General features: G+C 67.4%; 15 protein-coding genes. 4 read left to right on the plus strand and 11 right to left on the minus strand.

Features of this window, described 5'->3' with window-relative positions:
- Both E2I15_RS29760 and E2I15_RS29765 read right to left on the minus strand, forming a co-directional pair.
- Entirely contained in the window at window positions 1-1,014 is a 1,014-nt protein-coding gene (locus tag E2I15_RS29760) for a DUF2891 domain-containing protein (RefSeq protein WP_137478402.1), read from the minus strand.
- Window positions 1,011-1,934 carry a hypothetical protein gene (locus E2I15_RS29765; protein ID WP_246668015.1) on the minus strand — a complete coding sequence of 308 codons (924 nt, stop codon included), beginning with the start codon at window positions 1,932-1,934 and terminating at the stop codon, window positions 1,011-1,013. The genes E2I15_RS29760 and E2I15_RS29765 overlap by 4 nt, the downstream gene beginning before the upstream one ends.
- 93 nt (window positions 1,935-2,027) lie before the next feature.
- On the opposite strand from E2I15_RS29765, the gene E2I15_RS29770 reads away from it, so the two are divergent.
- From E2I15_RS29770 to trxA, 4 genes are all read left to right on the plus strand, one after another.
- On the plus strand, window positions 2,028-2,945 hold the full coding sequence (locus E2I15_RS29770) for a LysR family transcriptional regulator (RefSeq protein WP_137478400.1): 918 nt from the start codon (window positions 2,028-2,030) through the stop codon (window positions 2,943-2,945).
- 67 nt (window positions 2,946-3,012) lie between these two features.
- Window positions 3,013-6,159, plus strand: a complete 3,147-nt coding sequence (gene addB / locus E2I15_RS29775) for a double-strand break repair protein AddB (RefSeq protein WP_137478399.1) — start codon at window positions 3,013-3,015, stop codon at window positions 6,157-6,159.
- Entirely contained in the window at window positions 6,153-9,629 is a 3,477-nt protein-coding gene (gene addA / locus E2I15_RS29780) for a double-strand break repair helicase AddA (protein WP_170991469.1), read from the plus strand. The genes addB and addA overlap by 7 nt, the downstream gene beginning before the upstream one ends.
- 116 nt (window positions 9,630-9,745) lie before the next feature.
- Complete coding sequence (trxA, locus tag E2I15_RS29785; RefSeq protein WP_016847387.1) at window positions 9,746-10,066, plus strand: thioredoxin; 321 nt, start codon at window positions 9,746-9,748, stop codon at window positions 10,064-10,066.
- A 188-nt stretch (window positions 10,067-10,254) separates the two neighbouring features.
- Here trxA and E2I15_RS29790 read toward each other — a convergent pair whose 3' ends face one another.
- The 9 genes from E2I15_RS29790 to sppA all read right to left on the minus strand — a co-directional run bounded on the left by E2I15_RS29790 (window position 10,255) and on the right by sppA (window position 18,229).
- The gene (locus tag E2I15_RS29790; protein ID WP_137478397.1) at window positions 10,255-10,995 is read right to left on the minus strand and encodes a metallophosphoesterase family protein; all 741 of its coding nucleotides are present in this window, start codon (window positions 10,993-10,995) and stop codon (window positions 10,255-10,257) included.
- A 114-nt stretch (window positions 10,996-11,109) separates the two neighbouring features.
- Window positions 11,110-12,354, minus strand: a complete 1,245-nt coding sequence (locus tag E2I15_RS29795; protein WP_422109832.1) for a bifunctional folylpolyglutamate synthase/dihydrofolate synthase — start codon at window positions 12,352-12,354, stop codon at window positions 11,110-11,112.
- Window positions 12,355-12,449: 95 nt separating this feature from the next.
- Entirely contained in the window at window positions 12,450-13,391 is a 942-nt protein-coding gene (gene accD, locus E2I15_RS29800) for an acetyl-CoA carboxylase, carboxyltransferase subunit beta (protein WP_018269278.1), read from the minus strand.
- A gap of 104 nt (window positions 13,392-13,495) precedes the next feature.
- Window positions 13,496-14,332, minus strand: coding sequence for a tryptophan synthase subunit alpha (trpA, locus tag E2I15_RS29805; RefSeq protein WP_137478395.1), 837 nt, complete (start codon window positions 14,330-14,332; stop codon window positions 13,496-13,498).
- A complete protein-coding gene (gene trpB / locus E2I15_RS29810) occupies window positions 14,329-15,546 on the minus strand; it encodes a tryptophan synthase subunit beta (protein WP_137478394.1) in 1,218 nt (405 codons plus the stop codon). Before trpB ends, trpA begins: the two co-directional genes overlap by 4 nt.
- Complete coding sequence (locus E2I15_RS29815) at window positions 15,543-16,202, minus strand: phosphoribosylanthranilate isomerase (RefSeq protein WP_137478393.1); 660 nt, start codon at window positions 16,200-16,202, stop codon at window positions 15,543-15,545. The genes trpB and E2I15_RS29815 overlap by 4 nt, the downstream gene beginning before the upstream one ends.
- A gap of 75 nt (window positions 16,203-16,277) precedes the next feature.
- The gene (locus E2I15_RS29820) at window positions 16,278-16,664 is read right to left on the minus strand and encodes a LapA family protein (RefSeq protein WP_170991468.1); all 387 of its coding nucleotides are present in this window, start codon (window positions 16,662-16,664) and stop codon (window positions 16,278-16,280) included.
- An 83-nt stretch (window positions 16,665-16,747) separates the two neighbouring features.
- Entirely contained in the window at window positions 16,748-17,077 is a 330-nt protein-coding gene (locus E2I15_RS29825) for an integration host factor subunit beta (protein ID WP_016847379.1), read from the minus strand.
- 174 nt (window positions 17,078-17,251) lie between these two features.
- Complete coding sequence (gene sppA, locus E2I15_RS29830) at window positions 17,252-18,229, minus strand: signal peptide peptidase SppA (protein WP_137478391.1); 978 nt, start codon at window positions 18,227-18,229, stop codon at window positions 17,252-17,254.
- Between the last annotated feature and the right edge of the window lie 281 nt (window positions 18,230-18,510).

The raw sequence follows: 18,510 nt of genomic DNA on the forward strand, positions 1-18,510 counted from the left end.
TCAGCCATCGGCGTCGATCGCGAGCACCGCGAAGCTCGCAAGCCAGTGTTCGCCCATATAGTCGCCGGCGATATGCGGCAGGCCGGCGTCGAGATGGCGTCGCGCGGCATCCTGCAGGATCGGACGACGGGCATCGGCCGCCGCCAATGCGCCGGCCAGCGCCCGCCAGCACCATGCGCGGCTGAGATTGAGCCCATCGAGATGCGCCAGCTTGCCGTCCGTGCGGTCGGTGACCGTGGCGGGCCGGAACAGGGTTGCGGGTTCGCGCAGCTCAAGCCGCGGCAGGAAGCGGTCGAACCAGGGCAGGAAGTCGCGCGGGGGCAACAGCCGGCGCATGCACTCCGCTTCGATCAGCGCGGACGACTGGAAGTCGTCGCCGCTCGGCTCGCCCCAGGCAGGGCAATCCTGATCGGCGCCGTACCAGCGCAGCGCCGTGTCGCGCAACAGCGCGCCGAACGCATCGTCCTGTGTCGCCGCTGCGTAGTCGGCTGCCATGCGCAGCCCGAACGCGGTGTTGAAATGGGTGCCGACCCGCACCGGATAGGTGGCGAGCGGCAGGAAATCGCGGTAGCGCTGCGCGAAGATCCCGGCAAGCGGCGCGATCCGGTCGCGCCAGTTGGCGTTCTCGAGGAGCGAGAGCTCTGCCGCGAGCTTCAACAGCCAGCCCCAGCCGTAAGGCCGCTTGAAGCCGCGCGCGGTCGGGGCGGCGAGATAGCTACATTCGGCCGCGACCTTCTCCGCCACGAACTGCGCGTCGAACAGCGCGCGGATATCGTCCGCCGCCTCGGATGAGGGATAGCGGCGCAGCAGCCGGGCAAGCATCCAGGTGCTATGGACGCAGGAGTGCCAGTCGTAGCTGCCGAAAAACACCGGATGCAGCTCGCGCGGCGTGCGCGCGTCCTGCGGCCCCGCCAGCACGTGATCCGGCTTGTTCGGATATTCGCGCGTGACATGGCCTAGCGCGATGCGCGCGAAGCGGACGGCGAGGTCTTCGGTCAGGATCGTCGCGCTCATGGCGAGGCATTCTCCTTGCGCTCGCGGCGAACGAGCATCTCGATCAGCCGCGGCGTCATATAGATCGGAAACTGCGTGGCGGCGAAGAACAACGCCGTCATCGGCGACACCGCAGCACCCATCGCCGACCAGACCAGTCCGACATTGCGGTTGCCGAGAATGAGGCCGCTGGTCAGCCGTGCAGCCAGATTGCCCGGCGTGAGCAGCGCGCCGCACAATTGCAGGGCAAGATTGCAGGCGAAGGCAAGGCCGACGCAGGTGAAGGCGGCGGCCGGTTGCGCTTCGATCTGAGTGCGCACCCCGGCCATGGTGGCGACCGCGAACAGCAGTAGCGAGGCGAGCACGAGCGCGTCGATGATGCGCGCATGCTGCACCAATCGTCCAGCGGCCTGACGGCGCAGCAGCAACGCCAGCGCACCGGCGGCGCCGACCAGCAGCGCCAGCCGCGTCGCAAGCGCCAGCGGATCGAGCGCGAGATCGGCAAATCCCGCGGCGATCAGCGGCACGGTGACCGGCGCCAGCGCCATCGACAGCAGCGTCACGGCAAGCGGAATGGTCGCGTCGAAGCCGAGCATGCGCGCGACGGCCGCCGTGCCGCTCGACGGCGGCGCGCATACCGACAGCACCAATGCGACGATCAGCTCCGGTCGAAAGCCGGCGCCGCGCGCGGCGAAGCCGACGGCAAGCGGGCTCGCCAGCATGGCGAGCCCCGGCAACAGCAGCCAGACCAGTGGCCGCCGCAACGCGCGCCGGAACGCCGTGCCGTCGACCTGGAGGAAGGTGCCGAGCACCAGAACGAAGATCGCCGCCGCCATCAGCGGGCGCACGCCGTCCGCCAAGGCAGGGAAAGCCAATCCTGCCAGCACGCCGATGATCAGCAGTGTCGGCCCGCGCGGTACCAGCCTCGCAAATCTCGCCAAATTCCTGGGTCCCGTCGTCATGTCCGGCCAACGAGCATAGGCCGGGGCAAATCATTGTTGAAATCGATTATTGTTATAGGCACTATTTCTTCAATGAATTTAGCCGCCATCGATCTCAACCTGCTGGTCGCCTTCGAAGCGCTGATGGAGGAGCGCCACGTCACCCGGGCGGCCGAGCGCATCGGGCTCGCCCAGCCGTCCATGAGCAGCGCGTTGCGGAGGCTGCGTGCGCTGTTTGCCGACGAACTGTTCCTGCGTGCCGGCGCGGGCATGCAGCCGACCGAAAAGGCGCTGGCGCTGGCCGGGCCGATCGGCGAAGCGCTGCGGCAAATCCGGGGCGCGCTGGCGCCTGACCAGGGCTTCGATCCGGCCATCGCGCGACGGCGCATCACCATCGCCGCGACCGACTACGGCGATCTCGTTGTGGTGCCGGAACTGACCCGGCTGCTGCGCATTGAAGCCCCCGGCATTGACCTTGCCGTGCGCCCGCTCACCGATGCGACGGTGGCGCTGGCGAAGCTGGAGCGCGGAGAACTCGATGCGCTGATCGGCGGGCACCTGCCGGAGTCGCCGCGCTGCGTCCGGCACCGGCTATTCGAGGAACGCTTTGTCTGCATCCGCGATGCGCGCGCGAACCGATCGGAACGCCTCAGTCTGAAAGATTACGCGACCCTGCCGCACGCGCTGTTCTCGGCGACCGGCGGCGATGGCCTGCCGAGCGTGATCGACGCGCTGCTGGCACGCCATGGGCTGAAGCGACGGGTGGCGGTGACGCTCGCGCATGTGGTGGCCGTTCCGTTCGCCGTGGCCGGCACCGACCTCATCGCCACGATGGCCGAGCGCGTCGCCCGGCGCTTCACGCTTCTGGCCGACATTGCCGTCGTCGCGCCGCCGCTCGACATCCCCGCCTTCGCGATCGACCTGATCCACCCAAGCCGCGCCGCCCGGGATCCGGCGTTGCGCTGGTTCCTGGATGCCGCCGATCGCTGCGCCGGCCGATTGCGATATTGAGCGGTGAGGGGTGGCTATCGACGGCCGCCGCTCCCTATATTGGCGCCGGATTCGAATCAGGCAGCCCATGCGCGTCTTCAGTGTTCCCGTCTCTGCGCCGTTCCTGCGCACCGTCATCTCGGCGCTGGTCGATGGCCGGCTGGTCGCGGGATTCGACGCGCAGAGCGATCCGGCAAGGCTCGCCAACGCCACGCTGTATCTGCCGACCCGCCGTGCCGGACGGCTGGCGCGGGAAATCTTCCTCGATGTGCTCGAGTCCGACGCCGCCGTGCTGCCGCGCATCGTCGCGCTTGGCGACATCGATGAGGACGAACTCGCCTTCGCCGACCAAAGCGAGGACGTCGGCGGCGCCGCGCCGCTGGAGATTCCGCCAAGGCTCGGCGAGCTCGAGCGCCGGCTGACCCTCGCGCATCTGGTCGCGGCCTGGGCCAAGACGCCGGTGTCGGCGCCGCTGGTGGTCGGCGGCCCGGCCTCGACGCTGCAACTCGCCGGCGATCTGGCGCGGCTGATGGACGACATGGTGACGCGCGGCGTCGACTGGCGCGCGCTCGACCGCCTAGTGCCGGACCAGCTCGACAAATATTGGCAGCACTCGCTCGACTTCCTGCGCATCGCGCGCGACGCCTGGCCCAGCTACCTCAAGGAGATCGGCCGGATCGAGCCCGCGGCGCGGCGCGATCTCCTGATCGAGGCGGAAGCTGCGCGGCTGACCGCGCATCCCACGGGCCCGGTGATCGCGGCCGGTTCGACCGGCTCGATGCCGGCGACGGCAAAATTCCTGCACGCGGTGGCGAAGCTGCCGAACGGCGCCGTGGTGCTGCCCGGGCTCGACACCGATCTCGACGAGGACTCCTGGGACACGATCGGTGGCGAACGCGGCGACGACGGCAGGTTCACCACGCCGCCCTCGTCGAACCATCCGCAATACGCGATGCACGCCTTGCTCGACCGCTTCGGCATCAGGCGCCGCGACGTCGAGAGCCTTGCGCCACCGGCTCCGCTCGGCCGCGAGGTGCTGGTGTCGGAGACGATGCGTCCCTCGACCGCGACCGCGCAATGGCATGACCGGCTGGAACGGCCGGAGATCGTGGCGCGGATTTCCGCCGGGATGACCAACCTCACCGTGGTCGAGGCGCCCAATCCGGAAATGGAGGCGCTGGCGATCGCGGTCGCGATGCGCGAGGCGCGTCATCTCGGCAAATCGGCCGCGCTGGTGACGCCGGATCGCGCTTTGGCGCGCCGCGTAATGGCGTCGTTGACGCGCTGGAAGCTCGAGTTCGACGATTCCGGCGGTGATGCGCTGATGGAAACGCCGGCCGGCGTGTTCGCCCGCCTCACCGCGGAGGCTGCAGCCAAGGGGCTGGAGCCACCGACGCTGCTCGCGCTGCTCAAGCATCCGCTGTTCCGGCTCGACGGCCCCCATGGCGCGCTCCGGCGTGCGATCGAGGTACTGGAGATCGCGCTGCTCCGCGGTACGCGGCCGCAAGCCGGGACCGGCGGCCTCGCGCGCGACTTCGCGCGTTTCCGCGCCGAGCTGGTCAAGCTGCACGGCGGCGAGACCTCGTCGCTGCATGCGATGGAGCCGCGCGCCCGGCTGCGCGACAACGAGCTCAATCAGGCCGAGGGCCTGATCGCCAAATTGCAGGCGGCGCTGGCGCCGCTCGAAGGCATGGCGTCGTCAAAGCCCTATGACTTCGCGGAGCTCGCCGCGCGCCATCGCGAGGCGCTGATCGCGCTGTCCGGCGACCGGAACGGCGTTGCTGTCGTGTTCGAGGAGCGCGCCGGTGCGTCGCTGGCGTCCGCGTTCGACGAGCTGCTCGCCAAGCAGCAGCCGAGCGGGCTGATGACGCCGCTCGCCGACTATCCCGAGGTGTTCCAGACCGCGTTCGCCGACCGCATGGTGCGGCGGCCGGAATCGGCGCGCGCGCAGCTCAACATCTTCGGCCAGCTCGAAGCACGTCTCACCGAATCCGATCGCGTCATCCTCGGCGGCCTGGTCGAGGGCGTCTGGCCGCCGGCGCCGCGGATCGATCCCTGGCTGAGCCGGCCGATGCGGCATGAGCTCGGGCTCGATCTTCCCGAGCGACGCATCGGCCTGTCCGCGCACGACTTTGCGCAGCTGCTCGGCCATGACGAGGTGATCCTCACCCACGCCGCAAAAGTCGGCGGCGCGCCGGCGGTCGCCTCGCGCTTCCTGCACCGGCTCGAAGCGGTGGCGGGCGAGGCGCGCTGGAAGGCCGCGACATCGGCCGGCAAAACCTACGTGCAATATGCCGCCGAGCTCGACCGGCCCGACAAGGTCGAGCCGATCCCGCAGCCGGAGCCGCGGCCGCCGCGCGAGGCACGGCCGCTGAAAATGTCGGTCACCGCGATCGAGGACTGGCTGCGCGATCCCTACACGATCTATGCGCGCCACATCCTCAAGCTCGATCCGCTCGACCCCGTCGACATGCCGCTGTCGGCGGCCGATCGCGGCTCGGCGATCCATGAGGCGCTCGGCGAGTTCACGCAGGTCTATGCCGACGCGCTGCCTGATGACACCCTGCGCACGCTGCGCGAGATCGGGGCCAAATATTTCGCGCCGCTGATGGAGCGGCCCGAGGCGCGGGCGCTGTGGTGGCCGCGTTTCCAGCGCATCGCGACGTGGTTTGCCGAATGGGAGCAGGCCCGGCGCGGCAATATCGCTGCGATCAAGGCCGAAATCCGCGGCGAGATCGGTATCCCGCTCGACGATGCCAGGACCTTCACCCTCTCGGCGCGCGCCGACCGTATCGAGCGGCGCGACGACGGCAGCTTTGCGATCCTCGACTACAAGACCGGCCAGCCGCCGACCGGCAAGCAGGTGCGCATGGGCCTGTCGCCGCAGCTCACCCTGGAAGCCGCGATCCTGCGCGAGGGCGGCTTCGCCGACATCCCGGCCGACTCTTCGGTCGGCGACCTCGTCTATGTCAGGCTGAGCGGCAACAACCCGCCGGGCGAGCAGCGCTCGCTCGAGCTGAAGATCAAGACCAGCGACACGCCGCAGCCGCCCGACGAGGCCGCCGACAGCGCGCGGCGCAAGCTCGAAGCCTTGATCCACGCCTTCGACGACGAGCAGCAGGCCTACACCTCGCTGAACCTTTCGATGTGGGCGAACCGCTACGGCGCCTATGACGACCTCGCGCGCATCAAGGAATGGTCCGCCGCCGGCGGCCTGGGGATCGAGGAATGGTGAAGGCTATCAGACCCATCCCGCCCGCCGTGCGCGACGCGCAGGCGCGTGCGTCCGATCCGAAGGCGTCGACCTTCGTGTCGGCCAATGCCGGCTCGGGCAAGACCCATGTGCTGGTGCAGCGCGTGATCCGCCTTTTGCTGTCGGGCGTGCCGCCGGAAAAGATCCTCTGCATCACCTTCACCAAGGCGGCCGCCGCGAACATGGCCGAGCGCGTCTTCACGACGCTCGGCCATTGGGTGACGCTCGACGACGCCGGGCTCGACGCCGCGATTCGCGAGGCCGGTATCGCCCACCCTTCCGGCACGCTGCGGCGCGAGGCGCGCAAACTGTTTGCCTGCGCGCTGGAGACGCCCGGCGGCTTGAAGGTGCAGACCATCCACGCGCTGTGCACCCGCCTGCTGCAGCAGTTTCCGTTCGAGGCCAACGTGCCGGCGCGCTTTGCCGTGCTCGACGACCGCGACCAGAACGAGATGATGGAGCGCGCCAATCTCGCGGTGTTCCTCGAAGCGTCGCGGATTCCCGACAGTCCCATCGGCCGCGCGCTGCGGACGGCGATGGCAAATGCCGCCGACGTCACTTTCAAGGAGGTAGTCCGCGAGGCCTGCCTCAGCCGCGACCATTTCATGGCCTGGACCGATGCCGCCGGCAACGCCGCGGCCGCCGCAGCGCAGATGTCGGCCGCGCTCGGCGTCTCGGCCGATATTCGCATCGAGGATGTCGAGCGCGAGATCGTCGACGGGCCGAACCTGCCGCGGTCGAGCTGGAAGGAGATGGCGACGCTCCTCGACACCAGCAGCAAGGCGGATCAGAAGCAGGCCGAGCGACTGCGAGCCGCGCTGACGTTCACCGGCGCAGCCCAGGTCGACGAATATCTCGGCGTCTTTCTCACAGACGACCGCGCGCCGCGCGCGTCTGTCGTCACCAACAACTTCATCAAGAAGAATTCGGTCGCAGGCCATCGCTTCGAGGCGGAGATCGACCGTCTCGGTCCGTTGATCGAACGCCGCCGCGCCGTGGTCGCGCGCGACCGCACCGAGACGCTGATCCACATCGCGACCGCGGCCGCCGCGCACTACCGGCGCGAGAAGCTGGAACGCGGCCTGCTCGACTATGACGATTTGATCGACAAGACGCTGGCGATGCTCGACCGCGTCTCTTCGGGCTGGGTGCATTACAAGCTCGATCGCGGCGTCGATCACGTGCTGATCGACGAGGCGCAGGATACCAGCCCGCGGCAATGGGACATTGTCGCGCACATCATCTCGGAATTCACCTCCGGCGCCGGCGCGCGCGACGGCCTGGTGCGCACCGTATTCGCGGTCGGCGACGAGAAGCAGTCGATCTTCTCGTTCCAGGGCGCGGCGCCGCGCGAATTCGACCTGCGCCGGCGCGAGCTGAAGCGGCGATTCGAGGAAGCCGGGCTGAAGTTCGATCCGGTGTCGTTCACCTATTCGTTCCGCTCGGGGCCGGTGATCCTGCACTCGGTCGACCATGTGTTCCGCGAGCAGGACATCTTCCGCAGCATTCACGCGGTCGAGAACGGCTATCCGATCCACAATGCGATGGCCGATGCCGGCCCCAGCCTGATCGAGCTCTGGGATATCGCGGTTGCCGACGATCGCCAGGACATCGAGGGCTGGCGCGCGCCGTTCGACGGCGTGTCGGTGACCAGCCCCGAGGTGAAGCTGGCACGGCGCATCCAGGCCGAGATCAAGCGCCTCGTTGCCAGCGGCACCATGACCGGCAGCAGCGGCGGACGGCGACCGCTCAGCTACGGCGACATGCTGATCCTGGTGCGGCGGCGCGGCAACGCCTTCGACGCGGTGATCCAGGCGCTGAAGCACGCCGGCATCCCGGTCGCCGGCGCCGACCGGCTGAAGCTGACCGAGCACATCGCGATCATCGACCTTATGAACCTTGCCGATGCGCTGCTGCTGCCGCAGGACGATCTGGCGCTCGCGGTGGCCTTGAAGAGCCCGTTGTTCGGCCTCGATGACGACGATCTGTTCAAGCTGGCGTACCAGCGTCGCGGCTCGCTGCGCGAGGCACTGGCCGCGCAGGCGCCGACCGATGAGCGATTCGCGGCCGCGCTGCGCCGTCTCGAACAATGCGAGCGCCGCTTCACCCAGGAGACGCCGTTCGCGTTCTACGCCTGGTTGCTCGGCGGCGATGGCGGGCGGGCGCGCATCCTGCGCCGGCTCGGCCATGAGGCCAACGACGCGCTCGACGAATTCCTCGAGCTTGCGCTGGGCTATGAGCGCAGGGCGCCGGCCTCGCTGCAAGGCTTTGTCGCCTGGCTGCGCGCCGCCGATACCGAGGTGAAGCGCGACATGGAGATTTCGCGCGACGAGGTTCGCGTCATGACCGTGCACGGCGCCAAGGGCCTCGAGGCATCGGTGGTGTTCCTGGTCGACACCACGACCTCGCCGTCGGACACGCAGCGGCTGCGGCTGATCCATCTGCCGCAGGGCAATGCCGCGCCGAACGCGCCCGGCGTCGTGGTGTGGGCCGGCAAGAAGGCCGAGGACCCGCCCAATGTCGCCGACGCACGCAAGGCGATGCTCGGCGACACCGAGGACGAGTATCGACGCCTGCTCTATGTCGCGATGACCCGCGCCGCCGACCGGCTGATCGTCGGCGGCTGCATGCCCGGCAACATGAACACTGTGCGAAAATCGTCCTGGTACGATCTGATCACCAAGGGGCTCGCCAATTCCGGGCTCAGGCTCGAGGAGCTGGAGACGCCGGCGGGCAAGGTGATGCGCTATTCGCGGCCGGACGACGTCACCGATCTCACCGGCGCGAGTGCGTCTGCGGCCGCGGTGCCGATCGTGTTGCCGTCCTGGCTGCGTGCACCGGCCGCACCAGAAGCATCAGCGGCGGGCATGCTGCGTCCGTCCGATCCGGCTGATGACGACGGCCACCCGATCCGAACCGGCGAATCGGTGCTGCTGCGCGCCCGCGCCCTGCAACGCGGCACGCTGGTGCATCGCCTGCTGCAATCGCTGCCCGACGTGGCCCTGGAGCGGCGGCGCGCTGCCGCGCTCGGCTTCCTCGCACGCAATGCCGACGGCTGGAGCGAGCCGGAGCAGGCCGCGCTCGCGGATCAGGTGCTCGGCCTGATCGCCGATCCGCGCTTTGCCGCCGTGTTCGCGCCAGGCAGCCGCGCGGAAGTCTCGATCGTCGGGCGGCTGGAGCGGCCGGGTCAGCCGAAGGCGCTGGTCTCCGGTCAGATCGACCGCCTGGTGGTGACGCCGACCGACGTCCTGATCGTCGATTTCAAGACCAACCATGCCCCGCCCAAGGCCGCCGCCGAGGCGCCGCGGGGCTATGTCCGGCAGCTCGCGCTGTACCGCGCGGTGCTCGCCAGGCTTTATCCCCGGCTGCCCGTCCGGGCCGGCCTGCTCTGGACCGAAACGACTGAAATCATGGAGATTTCCGCCTCCGCGCTGGACGCCGCCCTGGCATAAGTTCATGTCGGCGTGAGCAAGCTTGACCCGGCAAGGGGGCGTTCATAGGTTTGACCCATGCTCCCGGGCGCGATTCTCAACCGCGCCCTTTTGTCTCAACCGAACGAGGTACTCACATGGCCGTTGGCAAGGTTTCTGACGCCGATTTCGAAGCCGAAGTGCTCAAGGCGACCGGGCCGGTGGTCGTCGACTTCTGGGCCGAGTGGTGCGGCCCCTGCCGCATGATCGCGCCCGCTCTCGATGAGATTTCCGGCGCGATGGGCGACAAGGTCAAGATCGTGAAGCTCAACGTCGACGAGAGCCCGAAGACCGCGTCGAAGTACGGCGTGATGTCGATCCCGACCCTGATGATCTTCAAGGGCGGCGAGATGGCGTCCCGTCAGGTCGGCGCCGCTCCGAAGGCCAAGCTGCAGCAGTGGATCACCGCTGCGGTCTGATCCGATTCGAATTAGCTGATTTGCGGAACGGCCGGCGAAAGCCGGCCGTCTTGTTTTGGGTGAGCCGATTCTGGCTCGTCATGGCCGGGCTTGACCCGGCCATCCATCCGCTTTGGAAAGAGGTGCTTGCGAAGATTGATGGACACGCGGGTCAAGCCCGCGTGTGACGAAGGTTGCGCGCGTGCAGGCTACCTGATCCAACCCGTCGCCAGCGCTGACGCCAGCTCGGCCTGGCCGTGCTGGCGCGCCAGCGCCGCCATCGCCGCGTGGTCGTAGGGGATGTGGCGGAAGGTAACGTCCCAGCCGCCATCGACCTGCTCGAGGATCGCGTAGCGCGCATCGGGCGAACCGGCCTCCACGACATGCGGATGCGGCTTGCCGGCGCGATAGCCGGGCGAGCCGACGCTGCCGGGATTGACGATCAGCCGGCCGTCGCGAAGCCGCACGGCGCGCGCAGTATGCGTATGTGCGCAGAGGATCAGGGACTGCGGCACGCCGGCGGCTCTCGCCTCGATCGCTTCCAGCGAGGACATGCAGACTTCGCCGCCCGGCAGCACCGTCTCGAGCCAGTAGGTCTCGTCGTCCTGGGGCGTTGCATGACAGAGGAAAACCTCGTCGCGATAGACCGAATTCGCCGGCAGCGTGCGCAGCCAGTCGAGATGCCGCGGTTCGAGCTGGGTATAGGTCAGCCGCTCCCAGGAGCCCATTTTCTCGTGCGGACGGTCGATCAGATAGCGGTCGTGATTGCCGAGCAGATGGACCGCATCGAGCGCCATCAGCATGTCGATCGTCGGCCGGGCGTCGAGCGGACCGCTCACCATGTCGCCGAGGTCGACGATGTCGGAAATGCCCTGCGCACGGATGTCCGACAGCACGGCTTCGAGCGCAAGATGATTGCCGTGGATGTCGGCGATCGCAGCAAAACGCATGGTGTGTTGTCCTCCCGTAGCCCGGATGCAGCAAAGCGTAATCCGGGAGGGCTTCCGTGACGGATTGAAAGGCCCCGGATTTCGCTTCGCTCCATCCGGGCTACGACACCGACATCATGCAGGAGGCGTGCCGTTGGCCGCAAGCACGGGACCGGCCAGATACAGCGAGCCGGTGATCAGGATGCGCGGCGGCACCTCATAGGCCAGCGCGGCAAGCCGCCGCAAGGCGGCGGCGACGCCATCAGCAATCTCGACCCGCATGCCGAGCGCCCGCGCGGCGTCAGCCAGTCTGTCCGGCGCCATGCCGTTGTCGCGGCCGGGCACTGGGACCGCGATGATGTGGCGAGTCAGTCCGGCGAAATTGGCGAGGAAAGCGTTGGCGTCCTTGTTGGCCATCATCCCTGTTATCACGACCAGCGGCCGCGACACGCGCTCCTCGAGATCGCCGAGCGCCGCGGCCGCGACGCGGCCGCCCTCGGCATTGTGTCCGCCGTCGAGCCAGACCTCGGAGCCCTGCGGCCCCAAACCGACGAGCGCGCCGGAAACCAGCCGCTGCATTCGCGCCGGCCATTCCGCATTGACGATGCCGGCCTCGTAGGCCGCGATGTTGAGCTTGAATGCGTCGATCGCGCGCAGCGTCGCAATCGCGAGGCCCGCATTGTCGAACTGGTGCCGGCCGAACAGTTTCGGCGCGGCGAGATCCAGCAAGCCGCGCTCGTCCTGATACACCAGCCGGCCGCGCTCGACGCCGACATGCCATTGCTGGCCGGCCGCATGCAGCGGCGCGCGCATGCGGTTCGCCTGCGCCTCGATCACGGCCATCGCATCAGGCGCCTGCTCGGCCGAGATCACCGGCACCTTGCGCTTGATGATCGCGGCCTTTTCACCGGCGATCGCCGTCAAATTGTCGCCGAGGAATTCCATGTGGTCCATGCTGACCGGCGCGATCACCGAGGCGAGCGGCGTCTCGACCACATTGGTCGAATCGAGCCGGCCGCCGAGCCCGACCTCGAGCAATGCGACATCGGCCGGATGCCTGGCGAACAGGCAGAACGCCACCGCCGTTTCCATCTCGAAGATGGTGATGGGATTGCCGGCGTTGATGCGCTCGCAATGCTCGAACGTCTCGCGCAGCTCATCGTCACCGACGAGCTTGCCGCCGCCGACGGCGCCCAGCCGGTAGCATTCGTTGATCCGCACCAGATAGGGCGAGGTGAAGACGTGCACGCGCAGGCCCGAGGCTTCCAGGATCGCGCGCAGATAGGCGATGGTCGAGCCCTTGCCGTTGGTGCCGGCGACATGGATCACCGGCGGCAGCTTGCGCTCGGGATGATCGAGCCGCTCCATCAGACCGCGCATGCGATCGAGGCTGAGATCGATGCGCTTGGGATGCAGCGCCGATATCCGCGCGATCAACGCCTCAAACGAGGGTTGCGATGGGGCGGCGCTTGCGGTCACGCGTGCGGCGCGGCCGGCACCGTCTCCGGCGCCGTGACGATCTGGGCCGGCTCGGTGACCGCGGCCGTGGGCTTCGATGCGGATTCGAGCGCCGGCGCCTTGGTCAGCAGGCGACACAGCCGCGCCAGCGTGGCCTTCATCTCGTGGCGGTGCACCACCATGTCGACCATGCCGTGCTCGCGCAGATATTCGGCGCGCTGAAAGCCGTCCGGCAACTTTTCGCGGATGGTCTGCTCGATCACGCGCGCGCCGGCAAAGCCGATCAGCGCACCGGGCTCGGCGATCTGGATGTCGCCGAGCATCGCATAGGACGCGGTGACGCCGCCGGTGGTCGGATTGGTCAGCACCACGATGTAGGGCTGGCGCGCCTCGCGCAGCATCTGCACGCCGACGGTGGTGCGCGGCATCTGCATCAGCGAAAGGATGCCTTCCTGCATCCGCGCGCCGCCGGATGCGGCGAACACGATGAAGGGCGACTTCTTCTCGACCGCGAGCTCGAGCCCGCGCACCATCGCTTCACCGGCGGCCATGCCGAGCGAGCCGCCCATGAAATCGAAATCCTGCACCGCGACCACGACGCCGGCGCCCTCGAGCTTGCCGTAGCCGACCTTGATCGCGTCGTTCAGCCCGGTCTTGGTGCGGGCGTCCTTGATGCGGTCGACATATTTGCGCTCGTCGCGGAATTTCAGCGGATCCGCCGTCACCTCGGGCAGCGCGACGTCGAACCAGGTCTCGTTGTCGAAGATCGACTTCAGCCGGGCCACCGCGCCCATGCGCATGTGGTAGTTCGAGCCGGGGATCACGAACTGGTTGGCCTCGACGTCCTTGTAGAACACGAGCTGCCCGGAATCCGGACACTTGATCCAGAGGTTTTCCGGCGTCTCTCGCCGCAGGATGTTGCGGATCTTCGGCCGGACGACGTTGGTGAGCCAATTCATGGTTCGCTCCGAAATGCGGATCGGTTCCGCACCAGCTGGATATATGGCCGGCCGGGCAAAGCCGGCAAGCCGCCGTACGCGGCCTTTTTGCCGCAAAATGTGGCTTATTCAGCGGCCTGCTTGGCGCCCCGGACCCCCTGCGCCAGCGCCGACACCAGGTCCGCCACCGCGCTCACGGTCTTCGGCGTCGCACGGCCCTCGGCATCGAGGTTGGCGCGCACCACATCGACGATCGCGGTGCCGACCACAGCGCCGTTGGCGCTTTCGGCGATCGCGCGCGCCGTCTCCGGGGTGCGGATGCCGAAGCCGACGCAGACCGGTAGCTTGGTGTGCCGCTTGATCCGGGCGACGGCTTCCGCGACCACCTTCGAATCCGCGGTCGCAGCGCCGGTGATGCCGGTGATCGAGACGTAATAGACAAAGCCCGAGGTGTTGGCGAGCACCGCCGGCAGACGCTTGTCGTCGGTGGTCGGCGTCGCCAGCCGGATGAAGTTCAGCCCGGCCTTCATCGCGGGGATGCAAAGCTCGGTATCTTCCTCCGGCGGCAGGTCGACGATGATCAGGCCGTCGACGCCGGCGGCCTTGGCATCGGCCAGGAAGCTGTCGACACCGTAGATGTAGATCGGATTGTAGTAGCCCATCAGCACGATCGGCGTCGTGTTGTCGTCCTTGCGGAAGTCGCGGACCATCGCCAGCGTCTGGCGCAGCGTCATGCCGCCCTTGAGCGCGCGCAGGCCGGCGGCCTGGATCGAGGGGCCGTCGGCCATCGGGTCGGTGAATGGCATGCCGATCTCGATGACGTCGGCACCGGCCTTCGGCAGCGCCTTGAGGATGTCGAGCGAGGTCTTGGCATCGGGATCGCCGGCCATCACGAAGGTGACGAAAGCGGAGCGGCCCTGCTGCTTCAGCTCGGCGAAACGTGCGTCGATACGTGTGGTCACTTCTTCCTTGCCTTCAAGATGTCGCCGACCTGCGGCACGTCCTTGTCGCCGCGGCCCGAGAGGTTGACCACCATCAGGTGATCCCTGGGCCGCTGCGGTGCGAGCTCGGACAGTTTCGCGATGGCGTGCGCCGATTCCAGCGCGGGGATGATGCCCTCGAGCCGCGACAGCAGCTGGAAGGCAGCCAGCGCCTCCTCGTCGGTCGCCGAGAGATACTTCACGCGGCCGGTCTCGTGCAGCCAGGCGTGCTCCGGGCCGATGCCGGGATAATCGAGGCCCGCCGAGATCGAATGCGCTTCCTCGATCTGGCCGTCGGCGTCCATCAAAAGATAGGTGCGGTTGCCGTGCAGCACACCGGGACGCCCGCCGGCGAGCGAGGCCGCATGCAGCTGCGTCAGCCCGTGACCGGCCGCCTCGACGCCGAAGATCTCGACCAAGGGATCGTCGAGGAACGGATGGAACAGGCCCATCGCATTGGAGCCGCCGCCGATGCAGGCGACCAGCGAATCCGGCAGGCGGCCCTCGGCCTCCTGCATCTGCTTGCGCGTCTCGTGGCCGATGATCGACTGGAAGTCGCGCACCATCATCGGATAGGGGTGTGGCCCCGCCACCGTGCCGATGCAATAGAATGTGTTGTGCACGTTGGTGACCCAATCGCGCAGCGCGTCGTTCATCGCGTCCTTCAGCGTGCGCGCGCCCGACTGCACCGGGACGACCTTGGCGCCCAGCATCTCCATGCGGATCACGTTCGGCTGCTGGCGCTCGACGTCGACCGCGCCCATATAGACCACGCATTCGAGCCCGAAGCGCGCGCACAGCGTCGCCGTCGCCACGCCATGCTGGCCGGCGCCGGTCTCGGCGATGATGCGCTTCTTGCCCATACGGCGCGCGACCATGATCTGGCCGAGCACATTGTTGACCTTGTGCGAACCGGTGTGGTTGAGCTCCTCGCGCTTCAGATAGATCTTGGCGCCGCCGAGATGCTCGGTGAGACGTTCGGCGAAATAGAGAGGCGAGGGCCGGCCGACATAGTCCTTCAGATAGACGTTCATCTCGGCCTGGAACGCCGGATCGGCCTTGGCGTCGGCATAGGCCTTTTCCAGGTCGAGGATCAGCGGCATCAGCGTCTCCGCAACGAAGCGTCCGCCGAAAATGCCGAAATGCCCGCGCTCGTCGGGGCCGCTGCGGAAGGAATTGGGCAGGTTTGGATTCATCGAACCATCAGTTCTTGGGTTGCGCGCGCGGCGCGAATGAAGGCGCGGATCAATTCGGGATCCTTGACGCCGGGCGTACCCTCGACCCCCGACGAGACATCGACGCCGCCGGCGCGCGTGACGCGGACAGCTTCAGCGACATTGTCGGCGTTGAGCCCGCCGGAGACCATGTAGGGCAGCGCGAGATCGAGATTTTCCAGCACGTGCCAATCGAACGGTGCGCCGAGGCCACCCGGCCGCGTGGCATCCTTCGGCGCGCGGGCATCGAACAGGATGCGGTCGGCGACGCCGGCATAACCCGGCAGCGAAGCGAGGTCGGCTGCCGTCTCGACCGGCAGCGCCTTCATCAGCGGCAGGCCGAACTTCGCCTTGATGTCGCGCAGCCGCGCCGTGGTCTCCTTGCCGTGCAATTGCAGGATATCCGGCCGCAGCGTCTCGACGATGTTTTCCAGGGTCGCGTCGTCGGCATCGACGGTCAGGGCGACCTTGACGGCGCGGCCCTTGGCGCGGCTGCCTAGCTCACGCGCGGTCTCGAGGCCGACGTGACGCGGCGATGGCGGAAAGAATACGAACCCCACCATGTCGGCACCGCCCTCAAGCGCGACGTCGAGCGTCTCGCGCGTGGACAGGCCGCAGATTTTGACGAGCAGGGGCATGGTCTCGAAACGGGTCTCAAAACGGGTTTTCGGGCGGCCGGAACCGGGATGGATCCCGCTCCGACGGGGCGGGTTCTACAACGTCGCGCCCTGCTTGTCTCGCCCGGCGGCCCCGTAAAAGCCCGATAGGGCCGGGGCGGGACGGCGTTGCGCCTCGTCCCGGGAGGCGGCGGTCCGGAGGTCGGCGAGCTCGGCGCGGAGGTGACGGGCGTCGGCCTCGTGCTGCCGGGCCGCGCGGCGCCAGCGCCCTTGCTTGAACCAGGTTCCGATGCCGCCCGCGATCACGCCGAGGATCGCGGAGGCGATAATGACCACGAACAGCGGCAGCGTGACCGCAACCGTGGGGGTCACCGAATTGAAGGGATCGAACGACACCGTCACCCAGTGACGGTTGGCGACCGCAAAGATGATGAAGATCAGTCCGAGCGGAATGACGACCACTGCCGTGAAGAACTTTCGCATGACCATCTCTCGCAGCGATGGAGCAAATGCGGGCGCATCGCCCGCAACACGGCAACGCCTGGCGTGGCGTTTAGGCGTCGGCCTTAAGCATCAGCCTTGGGCGCATCGACCTTGGCGGCGCCCGCCTCGGTCACGTCGCGGTTGAGACGCTCGCGCATTTCCTTGCCCGTCTTGAAGAACGGCACGCTCTTCTGGTCGACCGGCACATGCTCGCCGGTGCGTGGATTGCGGCCGGCGCGCGCCGGGCGGTGCTTCACCGAGAATGCGCCAAAACCACGCAGCTCGACACGGTCGCCACGAGCCAGCGCCGCGACGATTTCATCGAGAATCGCATTCACAATGTTCTCGACATCCCGCTGGTAGAGGTGCGGGTTGTGCTCGGCGATACGCTGAACAAGTTCGGATTTGATCATCGAAAGTGGGATCCGGGCTCTTGCGGAAACCCATTTCCGTGAAAATGCCGTGCACTGTCAAGACGCTAAATCGATTTAGAGCGTCGTGAAATTACGTGACAAATAGCCCAATTGGGGCATGCGACGATTCCCGCAAAGCGGGAATAGCCTGACGAGCACGCCTTTGGCAGCCGATCAGTTGGTTCCAGCCGGGCTCCACAGCGCCAGCATGCCGTCAAGCCCGAACCGGTCAACCGCCTCGGCCACGCCGCCCTGCTCGATCCGCCGCGCGATCGCGCCAAGACCGAACGCATCGAGCGTCACGGACGCCGCCGTGCGCAGGAAGGTCAGGTCGCCGAACCGCGGATTAAGCTTGTAATTGCGCACCGGCAGGTCGCTTTTGACCTTCTTCTCCGCAACCAGCCAGGCGATCGCGGTCTTCTCGTCTCCCAGCTGATCGACCAGCTTGAGATCGACCGCCTGCCGGCCGGTGAAGACGCGTCCGTCGGCGACCTTCTCCAGCAGGGCGTCGTCCATGCCGCGCCGTTGCTGCACCAATCCACGGAACCATGCATAGGAGTCCTTGACGAGACCGTCGATCGCGGCGCGGGCCTCCGGGCTGGTCGGCTCGAAGCCGTTGGGCGCCGCCTTCAGCGGGGAAGATTTGATCTCCTCCATTTTCACGCCGACAGTCTTGAGCAATTCCGAAACGTTCGGATACTGGAAGAGAACGCCGATCGAGCCGACCAGCGAGGTCTGCTGGGCGACGATGTGATCGGAGGCGATCGCCGTGATGTAGCCGCCCGAGGCGGCCAATCCCTCGACCACGACGACAAGCGGCTTCTTCGCCTTCAGCTGCATCAGCGAGTCGTAAAGCTGCTCGGAGCCCGCCGTGGTGCCGCCGGGCGAATTGATGTGCACGACAACAGCCGCATAGCTCGACTTGCCGAGCCGCTCCAGCGCCTCGACGCGATCCTGGTCGCTGCGGATCAGTCCGTCGATGTTGACCCGCGCGATCGTGTTCGATGTCGAAAAGGTGCCGCGTCCGCCGGCGGCGACCACGCCCACGCCGACGATGGCCGCGATCGCAATGACGGCGGCGGCGACGCGCCAGAACGTCAGTTTGCGCCTGATGCGGCGACGATCGACGATCACGTCTGAATCCAGCGACATCCGATCTCTCCAGAAATGGTCAGCGCGCAATCCGCGCGTTTTGCAGTCGCAGCGTCACTATCAGCTTAGCCAAATACATCAATTGCGACGCAATATGAAGAAAACAAGGCTCGGTCTTTGGAGGTACCTGTAGCCCGGACGCAGCGAAGCGAAATCCGGGAAGGTCTGTCGCGCGGTTAAAGCCCCGGATTTCGCTGCGCTGCATCCGGGTTACGGGGCACCAGCATTGCTTCAACAATTCATGCAAAAGGGCCCCGGCTTGCGCCGGAGCCCCGATTGTT

This window comes from Bradyrhizobium sp. BR2003, from assembly GCF_009720285.1.
Lineage (GTDB): Bacteria > Pseudomonadota > Alphaproteobacteria > Rhizobiales > Xanthobacteraceae > Bradyrhizobium > Bradyrhizobium elkanii.